The 22979-nt window shown below is 63.4% G+C and carries 17 protein-coding genes and 1 pseudogene; 8 read left to right on the top strand and 10 right to left on the bottom strand.

Features of this window, described 5'->3' with window-relative positions; translation table 11 throughout:
• Positions 1-13 precede the first annotated feature (13 nt).
• On the bottom strand, positions 14-979 hold the full coding sequence (locus WC739_RS12550) for an NAD-dependent epimerase/dehydratase family protein (protein ID WP_372953354.1): 966 nt from the start codon (positions 977-979) through the stop codon (positions 14-16).
• 630 nt (positions 980-1609) lie between these two features.
• Between WC739_RS12550 and WC739_RS12545 the strand changes: the two genes are divergently transcribed.
• The gene (locus WC739_RS12545) at positions 1610-2383 is read left to right on the top strand and encodes an NAD kinase (RefSeq protein ID WP_372953353.1); all 774 of its coding nucleotides are present in this window, start codon (positions 1610-1612) and stop codon (positions 2381-2383) included.
• A gap of 192 nt (positions 2384-2575) precedes the next feature.
• A complete protein-coding gene (locus WC739_RS12540; protein ID WP_372953352.1) occupies positions 2576-4165 on the top strand; it encodes a DEAD/DEAH box helicase in 1590 nt (529 codons plus the stop codon).
• An 88-nt stretch (positions 4166-4253) separates the two neighbouring features.
• On the opposite strand, the gene WC739_RS12535 is transcribed toward WC739_RS12540, so the two are convergent.
• The 5 genes from WC739_RS12535 to WC739_RS12515 all read right to left on the bottom strand — a co-directional run bounded on the left by WC739_RS12535 (position 4254) and on the right by WC739_RS12515 (position 8846).
• On the bottom strand, positions 4254-4904 hold the full coding sequence (locus WC739_RS12535; RefSeq protein ID WP_027045634.1) for an OmpA family protein: 651 nt from the start codon (positions 4902-4904) through the stop codon (positions 4254-4256).
• A gap of 182 nt (positions 4905-5086) precedes the next feature.
• Complete coding sequence (locus WC739_RS12530) at positions 5087-5917, bottom strand: alpha/beta hydrolase (protein ID WP_372953351.1); 831 nt, start codon at positions 5915-5917, stop codon at positions 5087-5089.
• Between the two features lie 10 nt (positions 5918-5927).
• Positions 5928-7415: an NAD-dependent succinate-semialdehyde dehydrogenase gene (locus tag WC739_RS12525; RefSeq protein ID WP_372953350.1), complete on the bottom strand. Its 1488-nt coding sequence runs from the start codon at positions 7413-7415 to the stop codon at positions 5928-5930.
• Between the two features lie 32 nt (positions 7416-7447).
• Complete coding sequence (locus WC739_RS12520; protein WP_372953349.1) at positions 7448-8674, bottom strand: iron-containing alcohol dehydrogenase; 1227 nt, start codon at positions 8672-8674, stop codon at positions 7448-7450.
• Positions 8640-8846: a hypothetical protein gene (locus WC739_RS12515; protein WP_372953348.1), complete on the bottom strand. Its 207-nt coding sequence runs from the start codon at positions 8844-8846 to the stop codon at positions 8640-8642. Before WC739_RS12515 ends, WC739_RS12520 begins: the two co-directional genes overlap by 35 nt.
• A gap of 23 nt (positions 8847-8869) precedes the next feature.
• On the opposite strand from WC739_RS12515, the gene WC739_RS12510 reads away from it, so the two are divergent.
• From WC739_RS12510 to WC739_RS12490, 5 genes are all read left to right on the top strand, one after another.
• The gene (locus WC739_RS12510) at positions 8870-9571 is read left to right on the top strand and encodes a GntR family transcriptional regulator (protein ID WP_372953347.1); all 702 of its coding nucleotides are present in this window, start codon (positions 8870-8872) and stop codon (positions 9569-9571) included.
• An 11-nt stretch (positions 9572-9582) separates the two neighbouring features.
• Complete coding sequence (locus WC739_RS12505; RefSeq protein WP_372953346.1) at positions 9583-11169, top strand: sugar ABC transporter ATP-binding protein; 1587 nt, start codon at positions 9583-9585, stop codon at positions 11167-11169.
• Positions 11166-12164 (top strand): ABC transporter permease, encoded by a 999-nt coding sequence (locus tag WC739_RS12500; protein WP_372953345.1) that lies wholly within the window; start codon positions 11166-11168, stop codon positions 12162-12164. Before WC739_RS12505 ends, WC739_RS12500 begins: the two co-directional genes overlap by 4 nt.
• A gap of 55 nt (positions 12165-12219) precedes the next feature.
• Complete coding sequence (locus WC739_RS12495; protein WP_372953344.1) at positions 12220-13170, top strand: substrate-binding domain-containing protein; 951 nt, start codon at positions 12220-12222, stop codon at positions 13168-13170.
• A gap of 67 nt (positions 13171-13237) precedes the next feature.
• Positions 13238-13831 (top strand): DJ-1/PfpI family protein, encoded by a 594-nt coding sequence (locus tag WC739_RS12490; RefSeq protein WP_372953343.1) that lies wholly within the window; start codon positions 13238-13240, stop codon positions 13829-13831.
• A 150-nt stretch (positions 13832-13981) separates the two neighbouring features.
• On the opposite strand, the gene prfB is transcribed toward WC739_RS12490, so the two are convergent.
• From prfB to WC739_RS12475, 3 genes are all read right to left on the bottom strand, one after another.
• Positions 13982-15113 (bottom strand): peptide chain release factor 2 gene (prfB, locus tag WC739_RS12485; RefSeq protein WP_372953342.1). Its coding sequence is split into 2 segments (ribosomal slippage): positions 13982-15046 and positions 15048-15113, totalling 1131 coding nucleotides; the frame shifts between segments, so codons are not numbered across the junction.
• A gap of 123 nt (positions 15114-15236) precedes the next feature.
• The gene (locus WC739_RS12480; RefSeq protein ID WP_372953341.1) at positions 15237-17693 is read right to left on the bottom strand and encodes a penicillin-binding protein 1A; all 2457 of its coding nucleotides are present in this window, start codon (positions 17691-17693) and stop codon (positions 15237-15239) included.
• Between the two features lie 213 nt (positions 17694-17906).
• A complete protein-coding gene (locus WC739_RS12475; RefSeq protein WP_372953340.1) occupies positions 17907-19169 on the bottom strand; it encodes an N-acetylmuramoyl-L-alanine amidase in 1263 nt (420 codons plus the stop codon).
• Between the two features lie 647 nt (positions 19170-19816).
• On the opposite strand from WC739_RS12475, the gene WC739_RS12470 reads away from it, so the two are divergent.
• A complete protein-coding gene (locus WC739_RS12470) occupies positions 19817-22759 on the top strand; it encodes a ribonuclease E/G (protein ID WP_372953339.1) in 2943 nt (980 codons plus the stop codon).
• Between the two features lie 105 nt (positions 22760-22864).
• Here the strand turns inward: WC739_RS12470 and WC739_RS12465 are convergent.
• Positions 22865-22979 (bottom strand): annotated as a pseudogene (locus tag WC739_RS12465) (IS630 family transposase); the annotation flags it as partial.

Below are 22979 nucleotides of genomic sequence, written 5' to 3'. Positions count from 1 at the left end.
GCACCTGGCGGCTTCAGGCCTGCTGTGTCGCCGCCGCCGCAATCTGCCGGCGAAACCATTCGAATGTGCGCGCGATGCCGTCCTGATAGCTGGTCCTGGCTTCCCAGCCAGGGAGGACACGCCTTGCCGCCGTCAGATCGGGACACCGGTTCGTCGGATCCTGAGGCGTTGGAGGATGGTGCTCGATGCGGCTGCCCGGAACCAGCGAACTGACGAACCTGGCGGTCTCCAGCACCGAGACCTCCTGGTTGTTGCCGATGTTGAGCGGGCCGCGATGCGAGATGCTGTCGCGCCAGAAGAAGCGCTCCAGCCCCTCGACGATGTCGTCGACATACCCCCAGCTGCGCGACTGGACGCCATCGCCGTAGACCGTCAGCACGCCCGTGGTCAGCGCCTGGCTGACAAAATTCGAAACGGCGCGACCGTCATCGATGCGGGTCCGCGGCCCATAGGTGTTGAACAGGCGCACGACGCGAACATCGAGATCGCTGACGCGTTGCTGCTCGAACAACAGTGCTTCGGTGCAACGCTTGCTTTCATCATACGAGGACCTCGGCCCGGTGCAGTCCACCGACCCCCTGTAGCTTTCGGGCTGCGGGGACACCAGGGGATCGCCGTAGACTTCGGATGTGGAGGCAAAGCAGAACCGGCCGCCCGGCCTGAGCAACGGCAGGAGATTGAGCGCGCCACCTATATTGGCGCTGATGGTGCGGGTCGGCTCGCGCATGTACCAGACTGGCGAGGCGGGCGACGCCAAATGGATGATCTCATCGAAACGCTGGCTGGACGAAAAACTCTCCGCATCGGCGATCCGCAGGCTGAAGCGTGGGTCGATGATGTGGGCCGTGTTGTCTGTCGTTCCGGTCCACAGATTGTCCACGACAACCAGTTTTTCCACGTCGTCTCGCCGCAGCAGGCGGTCGACGAGATGCGACCCCAGGAAACCGCAACCACCGGAGACCAATATACTGCGCGCCATGGACTTCCCCCTCAAGACGCCCGGCGGCCAATGTGCCGAAGGCCTTGTTCCCAAGAAACAGCGGATACGGAGCCATCGCCCTTGATATCGAGTGCCTTCCCGCCGGCGCCCATCTACGCCATGGAGGGCGGCGAGCGCAACGAGCAGCCAAGCGGAATTCGCCTTGGCTGCATGGCACAGAATTGAACGATCTTGGCGGCTTAGAGGGCCCTTTGCGGGCAAGGCGTTCCGGCTGAATCACCGCAGCGAGACGCGGTCGGCTGCGGGCGGAAGCTCATCTCTTCGGACCGGCGCACCAGTTCTGCGAAGACAAGCGCGAAGCTTCCCAGCATCAGGAATACGATGATCAGGCGCGTCACCGGCAATGGCACGATCTCGACTGGCTAGGCCCCACGCCACCCGTCCAATGTCGGCTAACATGATCGATCCGCCTTTACGAGAGTTTAACCCTCGCCTTAACCATCACTTTCGCTTGTCGGGCGAAACGAAACGCGAGCCCGCGGAACGCCGCCACTGCGGCTTCGTCCCGGCACGAGGCGTCTCTCTTTGCAGACTTACCCGGCGCATGCTACCCCGGCGATCGAATGGCCCGGCAACCGGCCATCGCCAACCGGTCGTCATCGGAAAGCCATGAGCAAAGCCGCCAGCCGCATCGCCTTCGTTTCATCCGACACTTCGGACGCCAGGGCAGCGCTGGACAGCCTGTCGGCGCGCTACGGCCAGTCCTCCGTCGAGGACGCGGACATCGTCGTGGCCCTTGGTGGCGACGGATTCCTGCTGCAGACCCTGCGCGACACGATGGGGACGGGCAAGAAGGTCTACGGCATGAACCGCGGCACGATCGGCTTCCTGATGAATGAATATCGTTCCGGCGGCCTCACCGAGCGCATCGCGTCGGCCGTCGCCGAAACGATCCGTCCGCTGGAGATGCTGGCTGTAACCTCGGAAGGTGAAACGGTTTCGGCCCTGGCGATCAATGAAGTCGCGCTCTGGCGCCAATCCTATCAGACGGCCAAGATCCGCATCACCGTCGACGACCAGGTGCGGCTCGATGAACTGAACTGCGACGGCGTGATGATCGCAACGCCGGCCGGATCCACGGCCTACAACCTTTCAGCCTACGGCCCCATCCTGCCGCTCGATGCCCCTCTCCTCGCCCTGACGCCCGTCAGCCCTTTCCGTCCGCGCCGCTGGCGCGGCGCGCTGCTTTCCAACAAGGCGACGGTGCGCTTCGATATCCTCGAGTCGGAAAAGCGGCCCGTGAACGCCGCCGCCGACCATACCGAAGTCAAGGCCGTGACCTCGGTGACGGTGCGGGAATCACCGACTGCGACCGCAACTTTGCTGTTCGATCCCAATCATTCCTGGAACGAACGCATTCTCGCCGAGCAGTTCCGCTATTGAGCGGGCGCGGCTTTCTCCGGCACGATTAAGCATCTCGATTAAGCCTAGAACTTCGCAATCGTACCATCGCCGCCCGTTTCTGTTGACAAATCGCGGACTTGCGCCTAATCGCAATATCAATCTTGCAGGCGCGTGGCGCTTGCCGCGACAGACGCCGTTGCGCTTCCCCGAACCAGCCAAAGACAACAACACTTGTCCTCAGACACCACGATCGCTCAAGAAGCGTTGACCTTCGCAGACCTCGGCCTGTCGCCGAAGGTCCTTTCCGCAGTCACCGATGCCGGCTACACCATGCCGACGCCGATCCAGGCTGGCGCCATTCCGCATGCCTTGCTGGGCAAGGATGTGCTGGGCATTGCCCAGACCGGCACCGGCAAGACGGCCTCGTTCGTGCTGCCGATGCTCACACGGCTCGAAAAAGGCCGAGCCCGCGCCCGCATGCCGCGCACGCTGATCCTGGAGCCGACGCGCGAACTCGCGGCCCAGGTCGAGGAAAATTTCGTCAAGTACGGCAAGAACCACAAGCTCAACATCGTGCTCCTGATCGGCGGCGTGTCGTTCGACGAACAGGACAAGAAGCTGGAGCGCGGCGCCGACGTGCTGATCGCGACACCCGGTCGCCTGCTCGACCATCGTGAGCGCGGCAAGCTGCTGCTCAACGGCGTCGAGATCCTGGTCATCGACGAAGCGGACCGGATGCTCGACATGGGCTTTATCCCCGACATCGAGCGCATCTGCGAGATGATCCCGTTCACCAGGCAGACGCTGTTCTTCTCGGCGACGATGCCGCCCGAGATCACCAAGCTCACCGAAAAATTCCTGCACGCGCCGGTACGCGTTGAGGTTTCCAAGGCCGCGTCCGCCGCCACCAACATCATCCAGCGGCTGGTCAAGTCCGGCTCAAAGCCGTGGGACAAGCGCGAGACGCTGCGCAACCTGATGAAGGCTGAGGACGCCGAACTGAAGAACGCCATCATCTTCTGCAACCGCAAGGTCGAAGTATCCGAGCTGTTCCGCTCGCTGCTGAAATATGATTTCGACGCAGGCGCGCTGCATGGCGACATGGACCAGCGCGCACGCATGCAGATGCTGGCCAATTTTCGCGACGGCAAGCTTCGCTACCTGGTTGCGTCCGACGTGGCCGCGCGCGGCCTCGACATCCCCGATGTCAGCCACGTCTTCAACTACGACGTGCCTACCCATGCGGAAGACTATGTCCACCGCATCGGCCGCACCGGCCGTGCTGGTCGTTCCGGCAAGTCTTTCACCATCGCCACCAAGTCGGACACCAAGTACATCGACGCGATCGAGCGGCTGATCGGCACCAAGATCGAGTGGCATGATGGCGACCTGTCGACGGTGGTTGCCAGCGAAGGCGGCGAGGACGATGCTCCGCGCCGTGGCAAGGGCGCTCCGCGCCGCGCCGGCCGCAAGGACGACGACCGCAAGGAACGGGGCGAGCGCAAGCCACGCGAACGCCAGGCCAGGAACGCCGAAGCGGATGCTCCGGCTGTCGTCCCGCGCGTCGAACAGCCTGTCCTGGCCGAGCCGGCGGTCGCCGACACTGGTGAGCGGCGTGGCCGCAAGGACGCGATCCGCTCGGACAACACCGAGCGCAAGTCGTCCGATCGCAACGAACAGCGCGCGCCTGAGCGGGGCGATACCCGCCCGCAGCGTGACAACAGCCGCCCTGCCCGCCAGCGCCATCAGGAAGACAACGACTCCACCATCGGCTTCGGCGACGACATGCCGGCCTTCATGCGGATCGTCGCCAAGGTCTGACCACGCAGGTTCGTTCAGCCAATGACGGCAGCGCTACAAACGAAAACGGCCCCTCGCAGGGCCGTTTTCTTTTTAGATCCCACCTTGTTCAGGTAAGCGGCGACAGCTGGATCTCGACGCGCCGGTTCTGGGCGCGGCCTTCGGCGGTCGCATTGGACGCGACCGGCCGCGTCTTGCCGAAGCCGGTGACGGCGAAGCGGCGCTGATCGACGCCCTGGCCGGAGAGATAGTTGGCAACCGCCAGGGCGCGGCGCTGCGACAGGTCGAAATTGTGCTGGTCCCCGCCGGTCGAATCGGTGTGGCCGAAGACGTCGACCGTCGTCTGCTTGAACTTCTTCAGCACCAGGGCGACAGAATTCAGCACCTGGTAGAAGCCGGGCTTCACCGCATCCTGATCCGTATTGAAGGTAATGTCGGACGGCATGTTGAGGATGATCTGGTCGCCACTGCGGGTGACACTGACGCCGGTGCCTTCGAGCTGCCGGCGCAGTTCCGCCTCGTTCTGGTCCATGGTGGCGCCGATGGCGCCGCCGGCCAGCGCGCCGATGCCTGCGCCGATCAAGGCGTTGCGGCGGTCATTGCCGCCGGCAAGCAGGCCAAGGCTGGCACCAGCCAGGGCGCCAAGTCCGGCGCCGGCAGCTGTATTGGAAATCTTCTGGTCGCCGGTATACGGATCGGTGGTGGTGCAGGCGCTCACCAGCAAAGCCGTCGCAACGACGACGAGCACGGTCTTCTTCATAGGTCGGTCCCTCTCCAAATCACGCCTTATCAAGTGGCGCCAAATCAGCCCTTGCGGCGACTTGTACCATGAAATGCGGCAAAAAACGGAACGGGAAAAGGGCGAATCGCGGCTTTTCCCAGCGGCAATTTCCGGTCCGCCGCCGAAGATCCATGGCTCCCGTCAAGGCGGGAAAGGCCCGATCAGCCCGTGGCGATTCCGCTGATGACGCTCATCAGCAGGCTTGCTTCGCTGGTGCCCGCCACGCCAAGGTCGCGGACGCTGCTCATGTGGTTGCTGCCCGCGAGCGTGGTTCGCGCCACGGCCAGGCCCTGAGTCTCCAGGCGAGCCGCAAGGGCTTCCGCCTGGAGATGAAAAGGCGGGGTTTCCTCCCCTCCGACCAGGATGCTGACGTGAACGTCTCTGTCGAACTCATGGGTCAGCGGCGAAAACGCCGCGACTTCCTGGTCGGTAATCCCGATCTCGGCGGCGAGGAACGAGTCTTGCAGAGGTTTCAAGTCGTAAAGACCGCCAAGCAGCAGCGCCGCCCGGACTTTCGACGGCGTACCGGCTTCGTCGAACAGCATCGTTGCGAGGTGAGCACCGGCGGAATGTCCGCTGATGGTGAAACGATCCGGATTGCCGCCATGGGTCGCGATGTTTTCCAGGACCCATTGTTTCGCGCGCCGCACCTGATCGACGATCGTGGCCATTCTCACCGCGGGCATCAGCGCATAATCGATGATGACCGCGATGGCGCCCGACCTCGTCACCGTGTCGGCGACATAAGAATAGTCGCTCTTCGAGAACATGCGCCAATAGCCGCCATGAATGAACATGTGCACCGGCATGTCGTCGCTACCTCGGTCAGGCGGAAAGAACAGGTCGAGCCGCTCGGCCTGGTGAGCGCCGTAGGCGACGTCGGCCACCATGGGCAGCGTCGCGCGCGTCGCCGCACTGCGGGCGACGATGTCTGCCACGATCTCATCGAAATCGGCGACATGGTCGCGGATGCGAAACGGGTCCTTCGGCATGGACGCGCGCTCAGAAGGTGACGGCGATATACTTCGCTTCCATGAACTCCGCGATGCCGTGATGTTGGCCTCCTTCGCGGCCGAGGCCGCTCTGCTTGACGCCGCCGAACGGTGCCGCCGGATCGGACATCAGCCCGCGATTCAGGCCGATCATGCCGGCCTCGATTCCGGAGGCGACCCGCATCCCGCGCCCAACATCGCGCGTATAGATATAGGCGGCAAGACCGTATTCCGTGTTATTGGCACGCGCGATGGCCTCAGCCTCGGTCTCGAACCGGGTGATGGGGGCCACCGGTCCGAAGATCTCCTCATGCGCCATCTCCGCTTCGGGCGGCACCTCCGTCAGCACCGTTGGCGGATAGAAGAAGCCGTCTCCCTCCGAAATCGAACCGCCGCACAGCACCTTGGCCCCACGGCCCACCGCGTCCCTGACGAGACGGTCGATCTTGTCGACGGCTTTGCCGGTGATCATGGGTCCGCACTCGGTATCGGCATTCGTGCCGGCGCCCACCTTGAGCGCCGCCATGCGCTTCCTCAGGCCGTCGGCGAAGGCGTCATGAATGCCCGACTGCACGTAGAGCCGGTTGGCGGCGGTGCAGGCCTCTCCGGCATTGCGCATCTTCGCGATCATGGCCCCGTCAAGCGCGGCATCGAGATCGGCATCGTCGAAGACCAGGAAAGGCGCATTGCCGCCGAGCTCCATCGAACAGGAGATCACGTGCTTCGCGGCCTCGCCGAGCAAGGTGCGGCCGACACCGGTCGAACCGGTGAAGGACAGCTTCCTCACGCGCGGATCGGCCAGCATCGCCGATGTCAGCGGGCCGGGATTGGTCGTGGTGAGCACGTTGACCACGCCGGCCGGAACGCCGGCGTCGTTGTAGAGCGCGGCAAGGGCATAGGCCGTCAGCGGTGTCTCGCTGGCGGGCTGCAGGATGACCGTGCAGCCCGCCGCTAGCGCCGGCGCGATCTTGCGTGTCGCCATGGCGGCGGGGAAATTCCACGGCGTGATCAGCACGCAGATGCCGATCGGCTCATAGTCGACGACAATGCGGTTGGCACCTGACGGCGCGGTGCCGAACTCGCCTGTGATTCGCACGGCCTCCTCCGCGTTCCAGCGGAAGAACTCCGCCGCGTAGGCGACCTCGCCGCGCGCGTCGCGCAGCGCCTTGCCGTTCTCCAGCGAGATCAGCATGGCCAGCGTTTCAGACCGTTCCACCATGAGCTCGAAACAGCGCCTGAGGATTTCCGAGCGCTTGCGCGGCGCCGTCTCCCGCCATCCCTTGGCGGCCTTGGCGGCGGCCTCGACAGCGTCGGCCGCGTCCTCAATCGTTGCGTTGGGAACCGCCGCGATCACCGCCCCGGAGGACGGATCGACGACATCGATGAGCCGCCCGTCCGACGATTGGCGCCACGTGCCGTCGATGTAGAGTCCATGGGAAAAGCCGCGCACGTCGTAGCCGTCCTGGTCTATTCGCGGAGCGTTTGGGGAAATGTTCATTGTCTTGATCCGTTGGTTTACAATCCGGGGGCTTACATGGCGCAGGCGGCGAGATCGCCGTCATGGGCCGCCTGGACCAGGCGTCGCATTGCGGCGAGGTCGAAGGGGCGCGGATTGTTCTTGATCAGGCGCTCTATGCCGAGCGCCTGCTCGGCGGTCCAGTCGAGCTTGTCTGCGGGAAGACCCAGACCAGCCAGTGTCGGGGTGATGCCGATCGCCGAGAACAACCGCCTGATTTCCTCGATCGTCGCGCCCGCCATGTCCTCGGCGTTTCGCCCCTCGGACTCGAGGCCAAGCGCCGTGCCGATCTCGGCGATTTCGGCTGACGCCACGCGGCTGTTGTAGGCCATGACATAGGGCATCATCGTCGCCACACCCAAGCCGTGGGCGGTGTGGGTCAGCGCGCCGGCCGGATACTGCACGGCGTGTGCTGCCGCCGTTCCGGCCGTGCCGAAGGCACAGCCCGCCGCCAGCGCGCCCATCATCACATCGGCACGGGCATCCGCATCGGCGCCGTCCGCGCAGGCCTTCTCCAGGCTGCGGCCCAGGAGCTTGATCGCCAGTAGCGCGAAATGGTCGGTCAGCGCGGTCTTGCCTATGAAGACATGCTGCTGCGGCAAATTGGGGTCTTCGCCACGCCGCATGGCGGTGAAGGCCTCGATCGCATGCGTCAAGGCATCGGCACCGGCAATGGCGGTCAGGCCCGGCGGACAGGTCATCGTCAGTTCGGGATCGCACAGGGCGACGGCGGCGATGAGATAGGGGCTGGATATGCCGACCTTCAGCGTCCGGTCCGGATCGGAGATGACCGCCACGGGCGTCACCTCGGAGCCTGTGCCGGCGGTCGTTGGCACGGCAATCAGCGGCAGCGTCGGACCTGGTACCTTGAACTCGCCGTAGTAGTCCTCGAGCTTGCCGCCATGGCTCAGCAGCAGGGCGGCGCATTTGGCGAAATCGAGGCAGCTGCCGCCACCGATGGCGATCACCAGGTCGGGCCCGAACGCCTTTGCCTCCTCGACGCAGACCCGGACCGTATCGCGCGGCACATCGGGCAGGACGCGATCATGCACCAGCACATCGATTGAGGCCGAGCGGAGGGATCCGATGATCTCGGCGAAAACAGCAGTGCCGGCGAAGCGTTCGTCGGTGCAGACCAGCGCGCGCCGGCCCAATCTGGCGGCCACGGTCGGCATGGCATGCCGCTGCCCCTTCCCGAACAGAATCTCACGCGGAAGCCGGAGGGCGGCGAAAAGGCTCATGTTGATCTGCGTCCTTTGACTTCGGCTGCTGGAAATACGGATTGAGCACCGCCGATGCGGCGAATTCGACGACAACCCGCATCTCGATGTCCTTGGTGGCCTGCAAAAACACATCCGCTTTAACATCGTATAGGATATAGGATTGCATCCACCAAAGCATCGTGTTAGCCATCGTCAGTGTCAAGAGGCAAAAAGATGCAGAGCGTGAACTTACCCGATACGACCGAAACGATTGCCGGCGGCGGTCGCATCCAGCGTTCCAACAGCCTCGTCGAGGACGTCTACGAGGCCATCTTCGCACAGCTGATGGCACTGAAGATCGCGCCCGGCTCGCGCATCACGGTCGACAGCCTCGTCAAGGAGTTCAACGTCTCGCACACCCCGATCCGCGAGGCGCTGGGCCGCCTCGAAGGCGAAGGACTGGTGCTCAAGACGCATCTGATCGGTTATCGCGCCTCCCCGCAGATCACGCGGCGCCGTTTCGACGAGTTGTACGAGATGCGGCTTCTGCTCGAACCGCACTGTGCGGCAAAAGCGGCCGTCGCCATGGACGAGGCCAAGCTCAACATTCTGCTCGACGCGGCCGGCGTGATGTCGCGCCGCGGCGGCAAGGACGATCGGCTGCGCTATTCGAACTTCGCCAGGCAGGATGCGATCTTCCACGACAAGATCATGGAGTTCTCCGAAAACCAGCTCATTCGCGAGACGCTGAGCCACCAACACACGCACTTCCATATCTTCCGCCTGATGTTCCATGCGCGGGTAACCGAGGAAGCGCTCGACGAGCATGAGGCGATCCTGGCCGCGTTCGGTTCGGCCGACCCCGATGCCGCCGCACGAGCCATGCGCATCCACATCGAGCACTCGCGCGATCGCCTGCTGCCGGCATTCGATTGAGGCTGGAACCGATGTCCATTGCCGCCAATATTGCCGGAGAGGGAGGACGCACGTTGCCCCGCAGCGAGGCGCAAGGTGCCGTCGAGCCGGTTCTGCGCGCCGAAAACCTGTCGAAGCAATATGGTCCGGTGACCGTGCTGTCTGACATCCAGCTCGATATCCTGCCCGGCGAGATCCACGCCATCATCGGCGAAAACGGCGCCGGCAAGTCGACATTGATGCGGCTGCTTTCTGGCTATGTCGAGCCGACGCGAGGCGCGTTGTCGATGGCCGGCCTGCCGGTGAAATTCACCCGGCCTGCCCAGGCGCAGGATGCCGGCATAGCGCTGGTGCATCAGGAAATCCTGCTCGCCGAAGCGCTCACTGTTACCGACAATCTGTTTCTCGGACGCGAGCTTTCGCGCGGGCCCATCGTTGACGACCGCGCCATGCGGCGGCTGGCGGCCGAGAAGTTGGCACAGATCGGCTGTACAGTCTCGCCGACCGCGCTGGTGCGCGACATCTCGCTGGCCGACCGGCAGATGGTGCAGATCGCCCGCGCCCTGCTTGACGACTTCAGAGTGGTGATCTTCGACGAACCGACCGCCGTGCTCACCGGCGAGGAAGTCGAACGGCTGCTGGCGATCGTCCTGCAGTTGAAGGCGCATGGCACCGCGGTGCTCTATATCAGCCACAGGCTGGACGAGGTGCAGCGCATCGCCGACAAGGTCACGGTGCTGCGCGACGGCAAGATGGTCGGCACCTATCCCGGCAAGACGCTGAACCAGATGGACATGGCGCGGCTGATGGTCGGCCGCGAACTGGCCGCGCTCTATCCGCAAAAGAGCACCGCGCCTCGCGGTGCCCCGATGCTGAGCGTGCGGAACGCCACGGTCCCGAGTCACGCCGAGGATGTGTCCTTCACCGTCCACAAAGGCGAGATCCTCGGCTTTGCCGGTATGATCGGCGCCGGGCGCACCGAACTGTTCGAGGGTATCGTCGGCCTGCGCCCCGCGACCGCAACGGTCGAACTCGAGGGCAAGCCGGTCCATTTTCATTCGCAGCGCGCCGCCATCGATGCCGGAATCGGCTACCTGACCGAGGACCGCAAGGGCAAGGGACTGCTGCTAAACGAACGCCTGGCCCCGAACCTGACGCTTTCCGCGCTGGGCGCTTTCCATCCTGGCCTCGCCATGGGCAGGCGCCGCGAAGCATCGGCATTGGAAAAGGCCGTCGATATCTATGACATCAGGCTGAAGACCTTGGGCGCCAAGGCGGGCCAGCTTTCAGGCGGCAACCAGCAGAAACTGCTGCTGGCCAAGGTGCTGCTGACCGATCCTTCGGTGGTCATCATCGATGAGCCGACGCGCGGCATCGACATCGCCAACAAGGCGCAGATCTATGAATTCATCCAGGGCCTCGTCGCCAAGGGAAAGGCCTGCATCGTCATTTCTTCGGAGATGCAGGAACTCATCGGCATCTGCGATCGCATCCTGGTGATGCGCGAGGGTCGCGTCACCGGCGAGGTTTCGGGCACCACAATGACCGAAAGCAATGTCGCATTGCTAGCGACCAGTGGCGCCAAGCCGAAGCTGGTTGCCGAGGGAGGGATAAAATGACCGCCATCACCGGATCGGCACCGACGCGGCGCGAACGCGAGTTCAACATCAGCTGGACCGATATCGGACCCTTCCTCGCGCTGGCGGCGCTGCTGGCGGTCGGATTCATGATCAATCCCGACTTCCTTTCCGCCACCAACCTCGCCAACGTCATCACCCGCAGCGCCTTCATCGCCATCATCGCCGTCGGCGCGACCTTCGTCATCTCGTCGGGCGGGCTCGACCTTTCCGTAGGCTCGATGGCGGCCTTCATCACCGGCATCACCATCATGTTCATGAACGCGGCGGCGCCGCATGCCGGCATCTGGGCCATCCCAGCCGGCATGGCGGTGGCTATCGTGGTCGGCCTGTTGTGCGGGCTCGCCAACGGTCTCATTGTCACCATCGGCCGCATAGAACCGTTCATCGCCACGCTCGGCACGATGGGGATTTTCCGCGCGCTGATCACCTACCTGACCGACGGCGGCACGATACCGATCGACCGGTCGCTGCGTGAAGCCTACCGGCCGGTCTATTTCGGCACGGCCGCCGGCATCCCGGTCCCGATCCTGATATCCGTCGCGGTCGCCGCGGTCGCGTCCTTCATCCTCTACAAGATGAAGTATGGGCGCAAATGCGCGGCGGTCGGCGCCAATGAGGATGTCGCGCGCTATTCCGGCATCTCGGTCATCAGGACGCGCACCCTCGCCTACATCGTCCAGGGCGTCTGCGTCGCCATCGCTGCCATCTGCTATGTGCCCCGGTTGGGCGCCGCAACGCCGACCACAGGACAGCTTTGGGAATTGCAGGTGATCACCGCCGTGGTGATCGGCGGCACTGCGCTGCGCGGCGGCAAGGGCCATGTCTGGGGAACCGTCGCCGGCGCGGTGATCCTCGAGCTTATCGCCAACCTCATGGTGCTGTCGGACTTCGTCTCCGAATACCTGGTTGCCGCCGTGCAGGGCGTGATCATCATCATCGCCATGCTGATCCAGCGGTTCTCGAATTCGAAATAGCCCCGTGTTCGGACCACGCGGGGTCAAGTTTTTGAAGGTCCACTGGGAGAAGATAATGTTCAGTACAAAATGGATCGCGGCGGCGGCACTTGGCTCGCTGCTGCTTGCCGGCCAGGCCATGGCCCAAGACAAGAAAGTGATCGCGGTTTCGATACCGGCGGCCGACCACGGCTGGACCGCGGGCGTCGTTTATCATGCCCAGCAGGCCGCCAAGGAAATCAACGCGGCGTTTCCGGGAGTGGAAGTCGTCGTGAAGACGTCTCCGTCGGCAGCAGAGCAGGTCAGCGCACTCGAGGACCTGTCCGCCAGCCGCAAACTGGACGCCCTGGTCATCCTGCCCTACAGCTCGGAGGAGCTGACCCAGCCGGTCAAGGCCATCAAGGGCGCCGGAACCTTCATCACCGTCGTTGACCGTGGCCTGACCGATGCGTCGATCCAGGACCTCTATCTTGCCGGTGACAACATCGCCGTCGGCGCGAACACGGCGAAGTTCATGATCGACAAGCTTGGCGGCAAGGGCGACCTGGTCGTTCTGCGCGGCATCCCGACCGTAATCGACGACGAGCGCATCAAGGGGTTCCAGGATACGATCAAGGGGACCGGCCTGAAGGTGCTGGACATCCAGTACGCGCACTGGAACAGCGACGAGGCGTTCAAGCTGATGCAGGACTATCTGGCCAAGTATCCGCATATCGATGCGGTCTGGGCCAATGACGACGACATGCTGCTCGGCGTGCTCGAGGCCGTCAAGCAATCGGGCCGGACCGACATCAAATTGGCGCTCGGCGGCAACGGCATGAAGGATATCGTCAAGAAGGTGATCGATGGTGATGCGATGACGCCGATCGAGACCCCCTACCCTCCGGCAATGATCAAGACCGCCATCTACATGACCGTCGCCAATCTGGTTGGCCAGGCGCCGGTGCGTGGCACCGTCAAGCTCGACGCACCGCTGATCACCCAGGAGAACGCCAAGGAATACTATTTCCCCGACTCCCCGTTCTGATTTTCGAGTGCCATTGCGGGACGCACGTTTGGCGTCCCGCACCTTCAATCCAAGAGAGGAAACGACCATGCCAGGCAAGAAAATACTGATGCTCACCGGCGAATTCACCGAAGAGTACGAGATCTTCGTCTACCAGCAAGCGATGGAGGCCGTCGGCCACACCGTTCACGTGGTCTGCCCCGACAAGAACGCGGGCGACGTGATCAAGACCTCGCTGCACGATTTCGAGGGCGACCAGACCTACACCGAGAAGCTCGGCCACTATCAGCTGATCAACAAGACCTTCTCCGAAGCGGAGAAGCAGCTCGACCAGTATCACGCGGTCTACTGCGCCGGCGGCCGCGGGCCCGAATACATCCGCACCGACAAGCGCGTGCAGGCGATCGTGCGCCATTTCCATGAGGCCCAGAAGCCGATCTTCACGATCTGCCACGGCGTCCAGATCCTGATTGCCGTGGACGGCGTCGTTCGTGGCAAGAAGGTCGCCGCGCTTGCCGCCTGTGAGCCGGAAGTGACGCTGGCGGGCGGCACCTATATCGACCTGTCGCCGACGGATGCCTATGTCGACGGCACGATGGTGTCGGCGAAAGGCTGGACGGCGCTTGCCGCGTTCATCCGCGAATGCCTGAAAGTGCTCGGAACGGAAATCCGGCACGCCTAGGACAATTCCGGGAGAACTGTGAAACGGTTTTCCCAGCAAAGGCGTGAAACAGTTTCCCGGGAACAGCGCACGGCGCTTTCCCTTGGGAATTGCGTAAGAACGAACAGATAAAGAGTTCGCCGTTTTCTTGAAACGGCGAACTTCTCGGGGCTAATCCAGGTCGGCGACCACCTCGCCGGCGCCGCCCTCAATGCGCTGAGACAGCGACGCTTCCATGAAATCGTCGAGGTCGCCGTCGAGCACGCTCGACGGGCTGGTGCTCTCGACCCCGGTGCGAAGGTCCTTCACCAGCTGGTAGGGCTGCAACACGTAGGAGCGGATCTGGTGGCCCCAGCCGATATCGCTCTTCGAGGCTTCGGTGGCGTTTGCAACTGCTTCGCGCTTCTTCAGCTCTTCCTCGTAGAGACGCGAGCGCAGCATCTCCCACGCCTTGGCCTTGTTCTTGTGTTGCGAGCGCTCGGCCTGGCAAGCGACCGCGATGCCGGTGGCCAGATGCGTGATGCGCACGGCCGAATCGGTGGTGTTGACGTGCTGGCCGCCCGACCCCGACGATCGATAGGTGTCGATGCGGACATCCGATTCCGAGACATCGATCTCGATCGTGTCGTCGATGACCGGATAGACCCAGACGCTGGCAAAGGAGGTGTGGCGGCGCGCATTGCTGTCATACGGCGAAATGCGCACCAGGCGATGCACGCCCGATTCCGTTTTTAGCCAGCCATAGGCATTGTGGCCCTTGATCAGGAGCGTGGCGGACTTGATGCCTGCTTCTTCGCCGTCGTGCATTTCCAGCACTTCGACCTTGAAGCGGCGGCGCTCGGCCCAGCGCGTGTACATGCGCAGGAGCATCGAGGCCCAGTCCTGGCTTTCGGTGCCGCCAGCGCCAGCATGCACTTCAAGATAGCTGTCATTGGAGTCCGCCTCGCCCGAGAGCAGGGTCTCGACCTGACGTGCCTTGGCCTCGCCCTGCATCGAGCGGAGCGCGGCTTCAGCCTCGGCGATGACGCCCTCGTCGCCCTCTTCCTCGCCGAGTTCGATCAGCCCGATATTGTCTTCCAGCGCCTGTGTCAGGCCTTTCACCGAGGCGATGCCATCCTCGAGCCCCTGGCGCTCGCGCATCAGCTTCTGCGCCTCCAGCGGTTCGTTCCAGAGGCTGGCGTCCTCGGCGCGCACGTTCAGGTATTCAAGCCGCTTTATGGCCTGATCCCAGTCAAAGATGCCTCCTCAGCAGGGTGATCGCCTGCCTGATCTCGTCGACTATGTTCTGCGTTTCCGCGCGCATGGCTGGCTGTTCTATCCTGGTTGCTGAAATAGCGTTGGGTCGGCGCGATACATAGGGAGGGCGCCCCCGGCTGTAAAGCGAAATGGGCTGGCGCATGACCAGCCCACCCGCTTGCGACAATCGTCAGTAAAGTCCGCCGCCGCCGTCCTGGATGGCCTGGTTGGCTTGCGGCGACAACGCGCCACCGGTGGCATTGGAACCATCGGCGCCCATGCCGATCACCCAATAGCTGTCGGCGGGCCCGGTGCCAGGCTTGAAGGCCTCGATGATGGTGCCGGGGTCGCCGGCCGTGGCGCGCATGCCGGTCTTGCGATTGATGGCGACCAGGTTCATGCCCTCTGGAACCTTGAAGTCGACATTGGGCGTGCCGTCCAGCGCCACCCGCATGAAGTCTTTGAAGATAGGCGCGGCGAGACCGCCACCGGTGGCGCCATGGCCGAGGCCGCGCGGCGTGTCGTAGCCCATGTAGAGGCCGACCACGAGATTGGGCGTGTAGCCGATGAACCAGGCGTCCTTCTCGTCATTGGTCGTGCCGGTCTTGCCGGCGATGTGACGGCCAAGCTCGCCGATGGTGGCGCCGGTGCCGCGCTGGACGACACCCTCCATCATCGAGGTGATCTGGTATGCGGTCATCGGATCGAGGACCTGCTCGGAATTGTCGACCAGTTCAGGCTCTGGCTGGTTTTGCCATTCAGGCGCGTTGCAGCCCTGGCAGCCGCGTTCGTCCTGCTTGAAGACAGTCTTGCCATAGCGGTCCTGGATGCGGTCGATCAATGACGGTTTGATCGACTTGCCGCCATTGGCCATGATCGAATAGGCCGAAACCATGCGCATGACGGTCGTTTCGCCGGAGCCCAGCGCCATTGGCAGGTACGGCGCCAGATGATCGTAGACACCGAAGCGCTCGGCATATTCGACGACCAGCTTCATGCCCATGTCGTTGGCAAGGCGCACCGTCATCAGGTTGCGCGACTTCTCGATACCGGAGCGTAGGGTCGCCGGACCGGCGACCGTTCCGTCATAGTTCTTCGGCGTCCAGGTCGTGTTGCCGCTCTGGATGGTGATGGGGCCGTCCATGATCACCGAGGCCGGCGTGTAGCCATTGTCGAGCGCCGCCGAATAGACGATCGGCTTGAAAGAGGAGCCCGGCTGGCGCATCGCCTGGGTGGCGCGGTTGAACTCGGACTGCGCGTAGGAGAAGCCACCGACCATCGCCAGGACGCGACCGGTATGCGGATCCATGGCGATCAGGCCGCCTTCCACTTCCGGAACCTGGCGCAGGCTGTAGGTGCCGTCGGCGCCATCGTTCTTCTGGACGAAGATGACGTCGCCCGGCTTCAGCACATCCGCGGGCGACTTGGCCTTGACGGTCTTGCCGTTGACCAGGTGGCGCATGGCGAAGGCCATGTCCTCCTTGCTGACCGTGCCCTGGACGCGTTCCTTGACGATATCGCCCGATGCCTGCCGCGCCGGCTGCAGGCCGATCGAGAGACCGGACGCCGAACTGTCCAGCACGACCGCGAGCGACCATTCGGGGACATCCTCGAGCCCCTTGACGTTGCCCAGCGGCACGCCCCAGTCCCCCGACACGTCGATGGTCTTCACCGGTCCGCGATAGCCGCGCAGCGTATCGTATTTTATCAAGCCGCTCTGCATGGACTTGCGGGCAATGAGCTGGATCTTCGGATCGAGCGTCGTGCGGACGGACAGGCCGCCTTCATAAAGCGCATTCTCGCCGTAACGGGCGATGATCTGGCGACGCACTTCCTCGGTGAAATACTCGCCGGCGAAAAGATAGGTGCCGGTACGGCGCGGCGTCACGCCCAGCGGCTCGGCCTTGGCCTTTTCGCCTTCATCACGCGTGACGTAGCCATTAGCGACCATCTGGTCGATGACCCAGTTGCGGCGCTCGATCGCGCGGTCGGCGTGCTTGAAGGGATGGTAGTTGTTCGGACCCTTCGGCAGCGAAGCCAGATAGGCGGCCTCGGCGACGGTCAGCTCGTTCACCGACTTGTCGAAATAGGTCAGCGCGGCACCGGCGACGCCATAGGCGCCGAAGCCGAAGAAGATTTCGTTCAGATAAAGCTCGAGGATCCGATCCTTCGGATAGGCCTGCTCGATGCGGAAGGCGAGGATCATCTCCTTGATCTTGCGCTCGTAGGTCTGGTCCGCGGTCAAGAGGAAATTCTTAGCCACCTGCTGGGTGATGGTGGAGGCACCGACCTGACGCCTGCCGGATCCGAAATTCTGCAGATTGACCAGGATGGCGCGGCCAAGGCCGGTCACGTCGATACCGGGATGGTTGTAGAAATTCTTGTCCTCGGCGGACAGGAAGGCTGCTTTGACACGATCGGGGATGGCCTGGATCGGCAGGTAAAGGCGGCGTTCCCGCGCGTATTCGGCCATCAGCGCGCCGTCGGACGCGTGAATGCGGGTGGTGACCGGCGGCTCGTACTTGGCCAGCACCTCGTAGTCAGGCAAATCCTTCGACAGATGGCCGATGTAGATAGCAACGCCCGCCGCGACCAGAAGGGCCAGCGTCGTGCCGATGCCAAAGAAATAGCCAATAAGGCGAATCATACCCGCTCCAGTCCTTGGTTCGGGAATTTCCTAAACGAAGCCGCCTTTCGCGCAAGCTTTCGAGCCGGTCCCAACCATGATCGAAAACCCATGTCGCGGCCATGTGGACAAAATGCGGCAATGCCTGATTTCGTGACCGCAAGCCGGAAATAAAGCCGACGGGTGTTGTCATCGCGCAACGCCGCCCTGGGTTGTGGGGCGTCGCCCGGCATCTCAGCCGCCTGCCCCCGTTTCGGTACGGGCGGACGCGAACAACGCGACGGCGTTGGTGATGCTTTGAGCCGCCTTGCCGCGCCAGTCGGCGTCGAGCAGTTGCGCCTCGTCCTTGGCGTTGGAGAGATAGCCGAGTTCAACCAGCACGGACGGCACGTCTGGCGCCTTGAGCACCTTGAAGCCCGCCGAACGCTGCGGATTGTTGATGAGGCCGACGCTGGTCGACAGCTGCCCGACCAGCGTGTGGGCAAAACTCATCGAGAAATTGTGCGTTTCACGGCGGATCAGGTCGATGAGGATGTCGGTGACTTCCTTGTTGTCGTTCTTGATCTCCAGGCCGGCGAACTGGTCGGAGAGGTTTTCACGGTCGGCCAGCGCCTGCGCCTGCGGGTCCGAAGCCCTGTCGGAGACGGTGTAGACGGTGGCGCCGCGGATGCCTTTGACACTGATCGTGTCGGCATGGATGGAAATCAGCAGGTCGGCCTCGTGCTGCCGCGCGATGCGGACACGATCGTCGAGACGCAGATATTCGTCGGTATCGCGCGTCATGAAGACATCGTATTTGCCGACGTTCGAGAGCTTGTCACGCAGTTCCGTGGCGAAGGCGAGCGTGACATTCTTCTCGATGGTGCCGTTCAGGCCCTCGGCGCCGCCGTCGATGCCGCCATGGCCTGGGTCAATGACGACGGTGAAGCGATGGCCCGGATTGGAGACCGGTCCGGTGCCGACCCGGACGCCCTTGTCGGTGGAAACAGTCGATCCGGTGGTCAGGGCCTGGTTGGCAAGCGCGGCGTCGAACTCGCGCTCGGAAGCCGCCGACATGTCAATGGCAATGCGATAGCCGCTCCCGTCCTCGTTCTTGAGCACGTCGAGCTTGTCCACGGCGAAAGGTCCCTTGCCGGTGAGAATCAGTCGAGAAACGCGATCGCCGAGCTGACCCAGCCGGACGCCCTTGACCAGCCCCCGTGCTTTCAGATCCCTGGCGTCGATGGCAAATCGCGTGTTCGTCAGGTCGATAACAAGACGATTCGGGCCGCGCAGCAGAAACCATTTGATTTCCGGTTCGCGATCGAAATCCATCACGATGCGCATCTTGGTGGCATCGCCCGCCATCTTGTAGTCTTTCGCGACAAGAAGCGCGTCGGCCGCATTGGCAATTGGTGGAAACCCGACCGAGATCGCCGCCAGCAGCAGGAGGCAGATGGCGCCAGGAATCCGCCCGCCAACACGACATGCCTTGTTCGTGAAGTCCGCCAATCCCATCTGTGTTCCAGTCGCTCCCGGTTTGGCGCCAGGCGCCCTCGTTCATCGAAATGCCGGTATGGCCGCGAACTCGATTAACGATTGGTATCCAGAGAAGGTTAACCAAGGCTTTTCGTCGTTGGACTGATCCTACCTTCCGTTGCGGAACTGCTTTTTGCCGGCATCGGAAATCGGGGTTGCCATCCACCCCGCCAAATCATAAAAGCGATGGTGGATCACTGCAATCCTGGAACCGCCCTCCTCCGCAGCTTCCTGCTACAGGGTCAGATGAAAGGCGGCTCCTTTCGCTTCACGCGAAAAGGGTTCAGGTGATTGCGACGAATTTCGCAGGTGTGCTCCCGTGGCGGGGGAATCGCCTGCGTGAGGAAAACGGCCGGGTTTGTTCCCGCGCCGGCTCTGTACGAGCAAACAAGCTGGTCCGGCTCTGCCGGGCTTTGGTTCAAAAGGTCTACCGGTTACGATGGCTTCGAGCGCAATCATGGAAAGGTCCGCATCAAACCGCGCCAATATGGCTGCGGGCGGTACCGCCATGGCGCTCAGGCAGCGACCGGCGGACATTCAAGTATCCGGCACCCACATTGCACGCGCGCAGCAGCAGGCCTTGCCTCGCAGACTGCGGCTGATGGCTGCCGGGAGGAAACGAAATAATGCCCAACAAAATGCTGATAGACGCCTCCCACCCGGAGGAAACACGCGTTGTCGTTATTCGCGGTAACCGTATTGAAGAATTCGACTTTGAATCCCAGGACAAGAAGCAGCTCAAAGGAAACATCTATCTCGCCCGCGTAACGCGCGTCGAACCCTCCCTTCAGGCGGCCTTTGTCGAATACGGCGGGAACCGTCACGGTTTTCTCGCCTTCAGTGAAATTCATCCCGACTACTACCAGATTCCGGTCGCCGACCGTCAGGCACTGCTGCGCGCGGAAGCGCAGGAGGCTCTGGACGAAGAGGACGAGGATGGCGACGGCGACGACCGCCAGAACCGTGATCGCGGGCGGCGCGGCCGTCGGCGCGGCGGCAAGACCCGCGAGCGCGGTGAAAACAGGCGCGATGCCGGTGAGGCAGGCGAAGGCTCCGGCGAGCCGGGCGACGAGAATGGCGACGTCGTTGTCGAGGAGATCTCCCACACCTCCGAGATCATCGAACACGCAGCAGATGCATCAGAGCATTCAGACAGCCCGGGACAGGCCGATACCTCCGCGCAAGATGAAGGTTCGGCGGAGCCGGGCGAAGACGAAACCCGTGAGGGTGGTCCGACATCGATCGCCGCTGCGGTCGAAGGCGATGTGATTTCCGAACCCGTCTCGCAGACCGAACAGGGCACTGAAGCAACGTCCGGCGACAATGATCGCGGCATGCTGGAGGAAGTACAGTCCTCGCACCCCGATGACCACGAGGTCGAATCGGTGGGCGCCGAGGATGCCCTGGAAGAAGTGCGCAACCGCCGCAAGCCGGTGCGCCGCCAGTACAAGATCCAGGAGGTGATCAAGCGTCGGCAGATCCTGCTGGTGCAGGTCGTCAAGGAAGAGCGCGGCAACAAGGGGGCGGCGCTCACCACATATCTGTCGCTTGCCGGCCGCTATTCGGTGCTGATGCCGAACACGGCGCGCGGCGGCGGCATTTCGCGCAAGATCACCAGCGCGGTCGACCGCAAGCGCCTCAAGGAGGTCGTTGCCGACCTCGAGGTGCCGCAGGGCATGGGCGTCATCCTGCGCACCGCAGGCGAAAGCCGCACCAAGGCCGAGATCAAGCGCGACTATGAATATCTGATGCGCCTTTGGGAAAATGTCCGCAATCTGACCTTGCAGTCCACGGCCCCTGCCCTGGTCTACGAGGAAGGCAGCCTGATCAAGCGTTCGGTCCGCGACCTCTACAACAAGGATATCGACGAGATCCTTGTCTCGGGCGAGGAAGGTTATCGCGAGGCCAAGGACTTCATGCGCATGCTGATGCCCAGCCATGCCAAGGTGGTCCAGCCGTTCCGCGACACGACGCCGATCTTCGTGCGCAACGGGATCGAGGCACAGCTCGACCGCATGCTGCAGCCGCAGGTGACTCTGAAGAGCGGCGGCTACATCATCATCAACCAGACCGAGGCACTGGTCGCCATCGACGTCAATTCGGGGCGCTCCACCAAGGAGCACTCGATCGAGGACACGGCGCTTCACACCAACCTTGAAGCTGCCGAGGAAGTCGCACGGCAGTTGAGGCTGCGCGATCTCGCCGGCCTGATCGTCATCGACTTCATCGACATGGAGGAGAACCGCAACAACCGCTCCGTCGAGAAGCGGCTGAAGGATCACCTCAAGAACGACCGCGCGCGCATCCAGGTCGGCCGCATCTCGCATTTCGGCCTGATGGAGATGTCACGCCAGCGCATCCGCGCCAGCGTGCTGGAATCGACGATGAAGCCGTGCCCGCATTGCGGCGGCACCGGCCATGTGCGCTCCGATTCTTCGGTCGCGCTGATGGTGGTGCGGGCGATCGAGGAATTCCTGCTCAAGGATTCGCGCAGCCACATCACCGTGCGGACGCCGGCTGCGACCGCGCTCTACGTGCTCAACCACAAGCGCGGCACGCTGGTGGAACTCGAAAGCCGGTTCGGGCTGACGATCACCATCGAGGCTGACGATTCGGTCGGCTCGCAGCATTATGCGATCTTCCGCGGCGCCCTGGCTGAAAAGCCGGAAGGCTTCGTCGAAGCCCGCAGCTTCCCGGCCTATGCCGAGCCGGAGGAGCCCGAGGAGGAGATCGTCGCCCTGGAGGAAGAGGACGACGAGGCGCCGGTGCAGGCCGAGCAGCCGCGCCAGCCGCAGCAGCAACAGCCGCGACCCGCCGCCAATGGTGAGGAAGGCGAAGGCCGCGACCGCAAGCGCCGCAAGCGCCGCAGGCGGCGCGGCGGCAAGGATCGCGACCGCGAGCATGGTGCCCCGGCCGACGGTACCGCCATCTCCGATGCGGCCGAGGAGTTCTCCGGTTCGGCGAGCGATACCGGCGACAGCGACACGGAAGCTGACGATGACGCCGTTCCCGGCTTGGTCGAAACGTCCGAGACCGTAGAGGCTTCGGACGAAGGCCAGGGCAAGAAGCGGCGGCGCGGAAAGCGCGGCGGCAAACGCAATCGCCGTGAGGACGGCGAAGGCGATGCCGAGGCAAGCGCCGGTGAAGCAACGTCCGAGCCTTCGGAGACCGATGCTTCCGAAAGCGAACCCGCGTCGATCGAGCAGGTAGCTGTCGTCGCATCGGAAGAGCCGGCGGCTCCCGTCAGCGGCGAGGCGCAGAGCGCCGAGAAGCCGAAGCGGGCACGCCGCCCGGCCAAGCCGAAGAAGGCGGCCGCCGAGGCCGTCGAGGCGCAGGTCGTCGAAGCCGCTGTGGAACCAACCATCGAGACGCCGACCGCCGAGTCCGAGGCGCCGGCTCCAGCCGCCGCCGAGGAGACGCCGAAAGCCCGGCCCTCACGGCGCAAGCCAGCGGCAGCCGATGGACCCGTCGTGCCGGTCGTGTCTTCAACCGTCCCCGACGAACCGGCGGCGAAGGCCGAGGACAAGCCGAAGCGCGCGGGATGGTGGCAGCGGAAGGGCTTTTTCTAAGCTTTTCAGCCGATTGAGTTGATTATCTGATAAAACGAATCCCGCGCATGTCGAAAGACGGCGCGGGATTTTTCGTATCTGGCGCCAGAGCAATCCTAGAGCCTTTCACGTTTTGACGGAAGCGTAGCCTGCGTTTTCGAAGTAGTTCCTGCATTCGGCCGGCTCGATGGTTTCGACGAGGTGGCCGATGTGGCGCCAAGTGTCCTCGACGGTACGTTTC

The sequence above is a fragment of the Mesorhizobium sp. genome (assembly GCF_041661565.1).
Lineage (GTDB): Bacteria > Pseudomonadota > Alphaproteobacteria > Rhizobiales > Rhizobiaceae > Mesorhizobium.
This window is presented reverse-complemented; position numbering and strand designations above follow the sequence as displayed.

What these genes read in the sequence shown, in the direction of transcription:
- WC739_RS12515 (WP_372953348.1), bottom strand. Translation starts at nt 8,846, where the DNA reads ATGGCTAACACGATGCTTTGGTGGATGCAATCCTATATCCTATACGAT.
- WC739_RS12510 (WP_372953347.1), top strand. Translation starts at nt 8,870, where the DNA reads ATGCAGAGCGTGAACTTACCCGATACGACCGAAACGATTGCCGGCGGC.
- WC739_RS12505 (WP_372953346.1), top strand. Translation starts at nt 9,583, where the DNA reads ATGTCCATTGCCGCCAATATTGCCGGAGAGGGAGGACGCACGTTGCCC.
- WC739_RS12495 (WP_372953344.1), top strand. Translation starts at nt 12,220, where the DNA reads ATGTTCAGTACAAAATGGATCGCGGCGGCGGCACTTGGCTCGCTGCTG.
- WC739_RS12490 (WP_372953343.1), top strand. Translation starts at nt 13,238, where the DNA reads ATGCCAGGCAAGAAAATACTGATGCTCACCGGCGAATTCACCGAAGAG.
- WC739_RS12525 (WP_372953350.1), bottom strand. Translation starts at nt 7,415, where the DNA reads ATGAACATTTCCCCAAACGCTCCGCGAATAGACCAGGACGGCTACGAC.
- WC739_RS12520 (WP_372953349.1), bottom strand. Translation starts at nt 8,674, where the DNA reads ATGAGCCTTTTCGCCGCCCTCCGGCTTCCGCGTGAGATTCTGTTCGGG.
- WC739_RS12545 (WP_372953353.1), top strand. Translation starts at nt 1,610, where the DNA reads ATGAGCAAAGCCGCCAGCCGCATCGCCTTCGTTTCATCCGACACTTCG.
- WC739_RS12530 (WP_372953351.1), bottom strand. Translation starts at nt 5,917, where the DNA reads ATGCCGAAGGACCCGTTTCGCATCCGCGACCATGTCGCCGATTTCGAT.
- WC739_RS12500 (WP_372953345.1), top strand. Translation starts at nt 11,166, where the DNA reads ATGACCGCCATCACCGGATCGGCACCGACGCGGCGCGAACGCGAGTTC.
- WC739_RS12535 (WP_027045634.1), bottom strand. Translation starts at nt 4,904, where the DNA reads ATGAAGAAGACCGTGCTCGTCGTCGTTGCGACGGCTTTGCTGGTGAGC.
- WC739_RS12475 (WP_372953340.1), bottom strand. Translation starts at nt 19,169, where the DNA reads ATGGGATTGGCGGACTTCACGAACAAGGCATGTCGTGTTGGCGGGCGG.
- WC739_RS12550 (WP_372953354.1), bottom strand. Translation starts at nt 979, where the DNA reads ATGGCGCGCAGTATATTGGTCTCCGGTGGTTGCGGTTTCCTGGGGTCG.
- WC739_RS12480 (WP_372953341.1), bottom strand. Translation starts at nt 17,693, where the DNA reads ATGATTCGCCTTATTGGCTATTTCTTTGGCATCGGCACGACGCTGGCC.
- WC739_RS12470 (WP_372953339.1), top strand. Translation starts at nt 19,817, where the DNA reads ATGCCCAACAAAATGCTGATAGACGCCTCCCACCCGGAGGAAACACGC.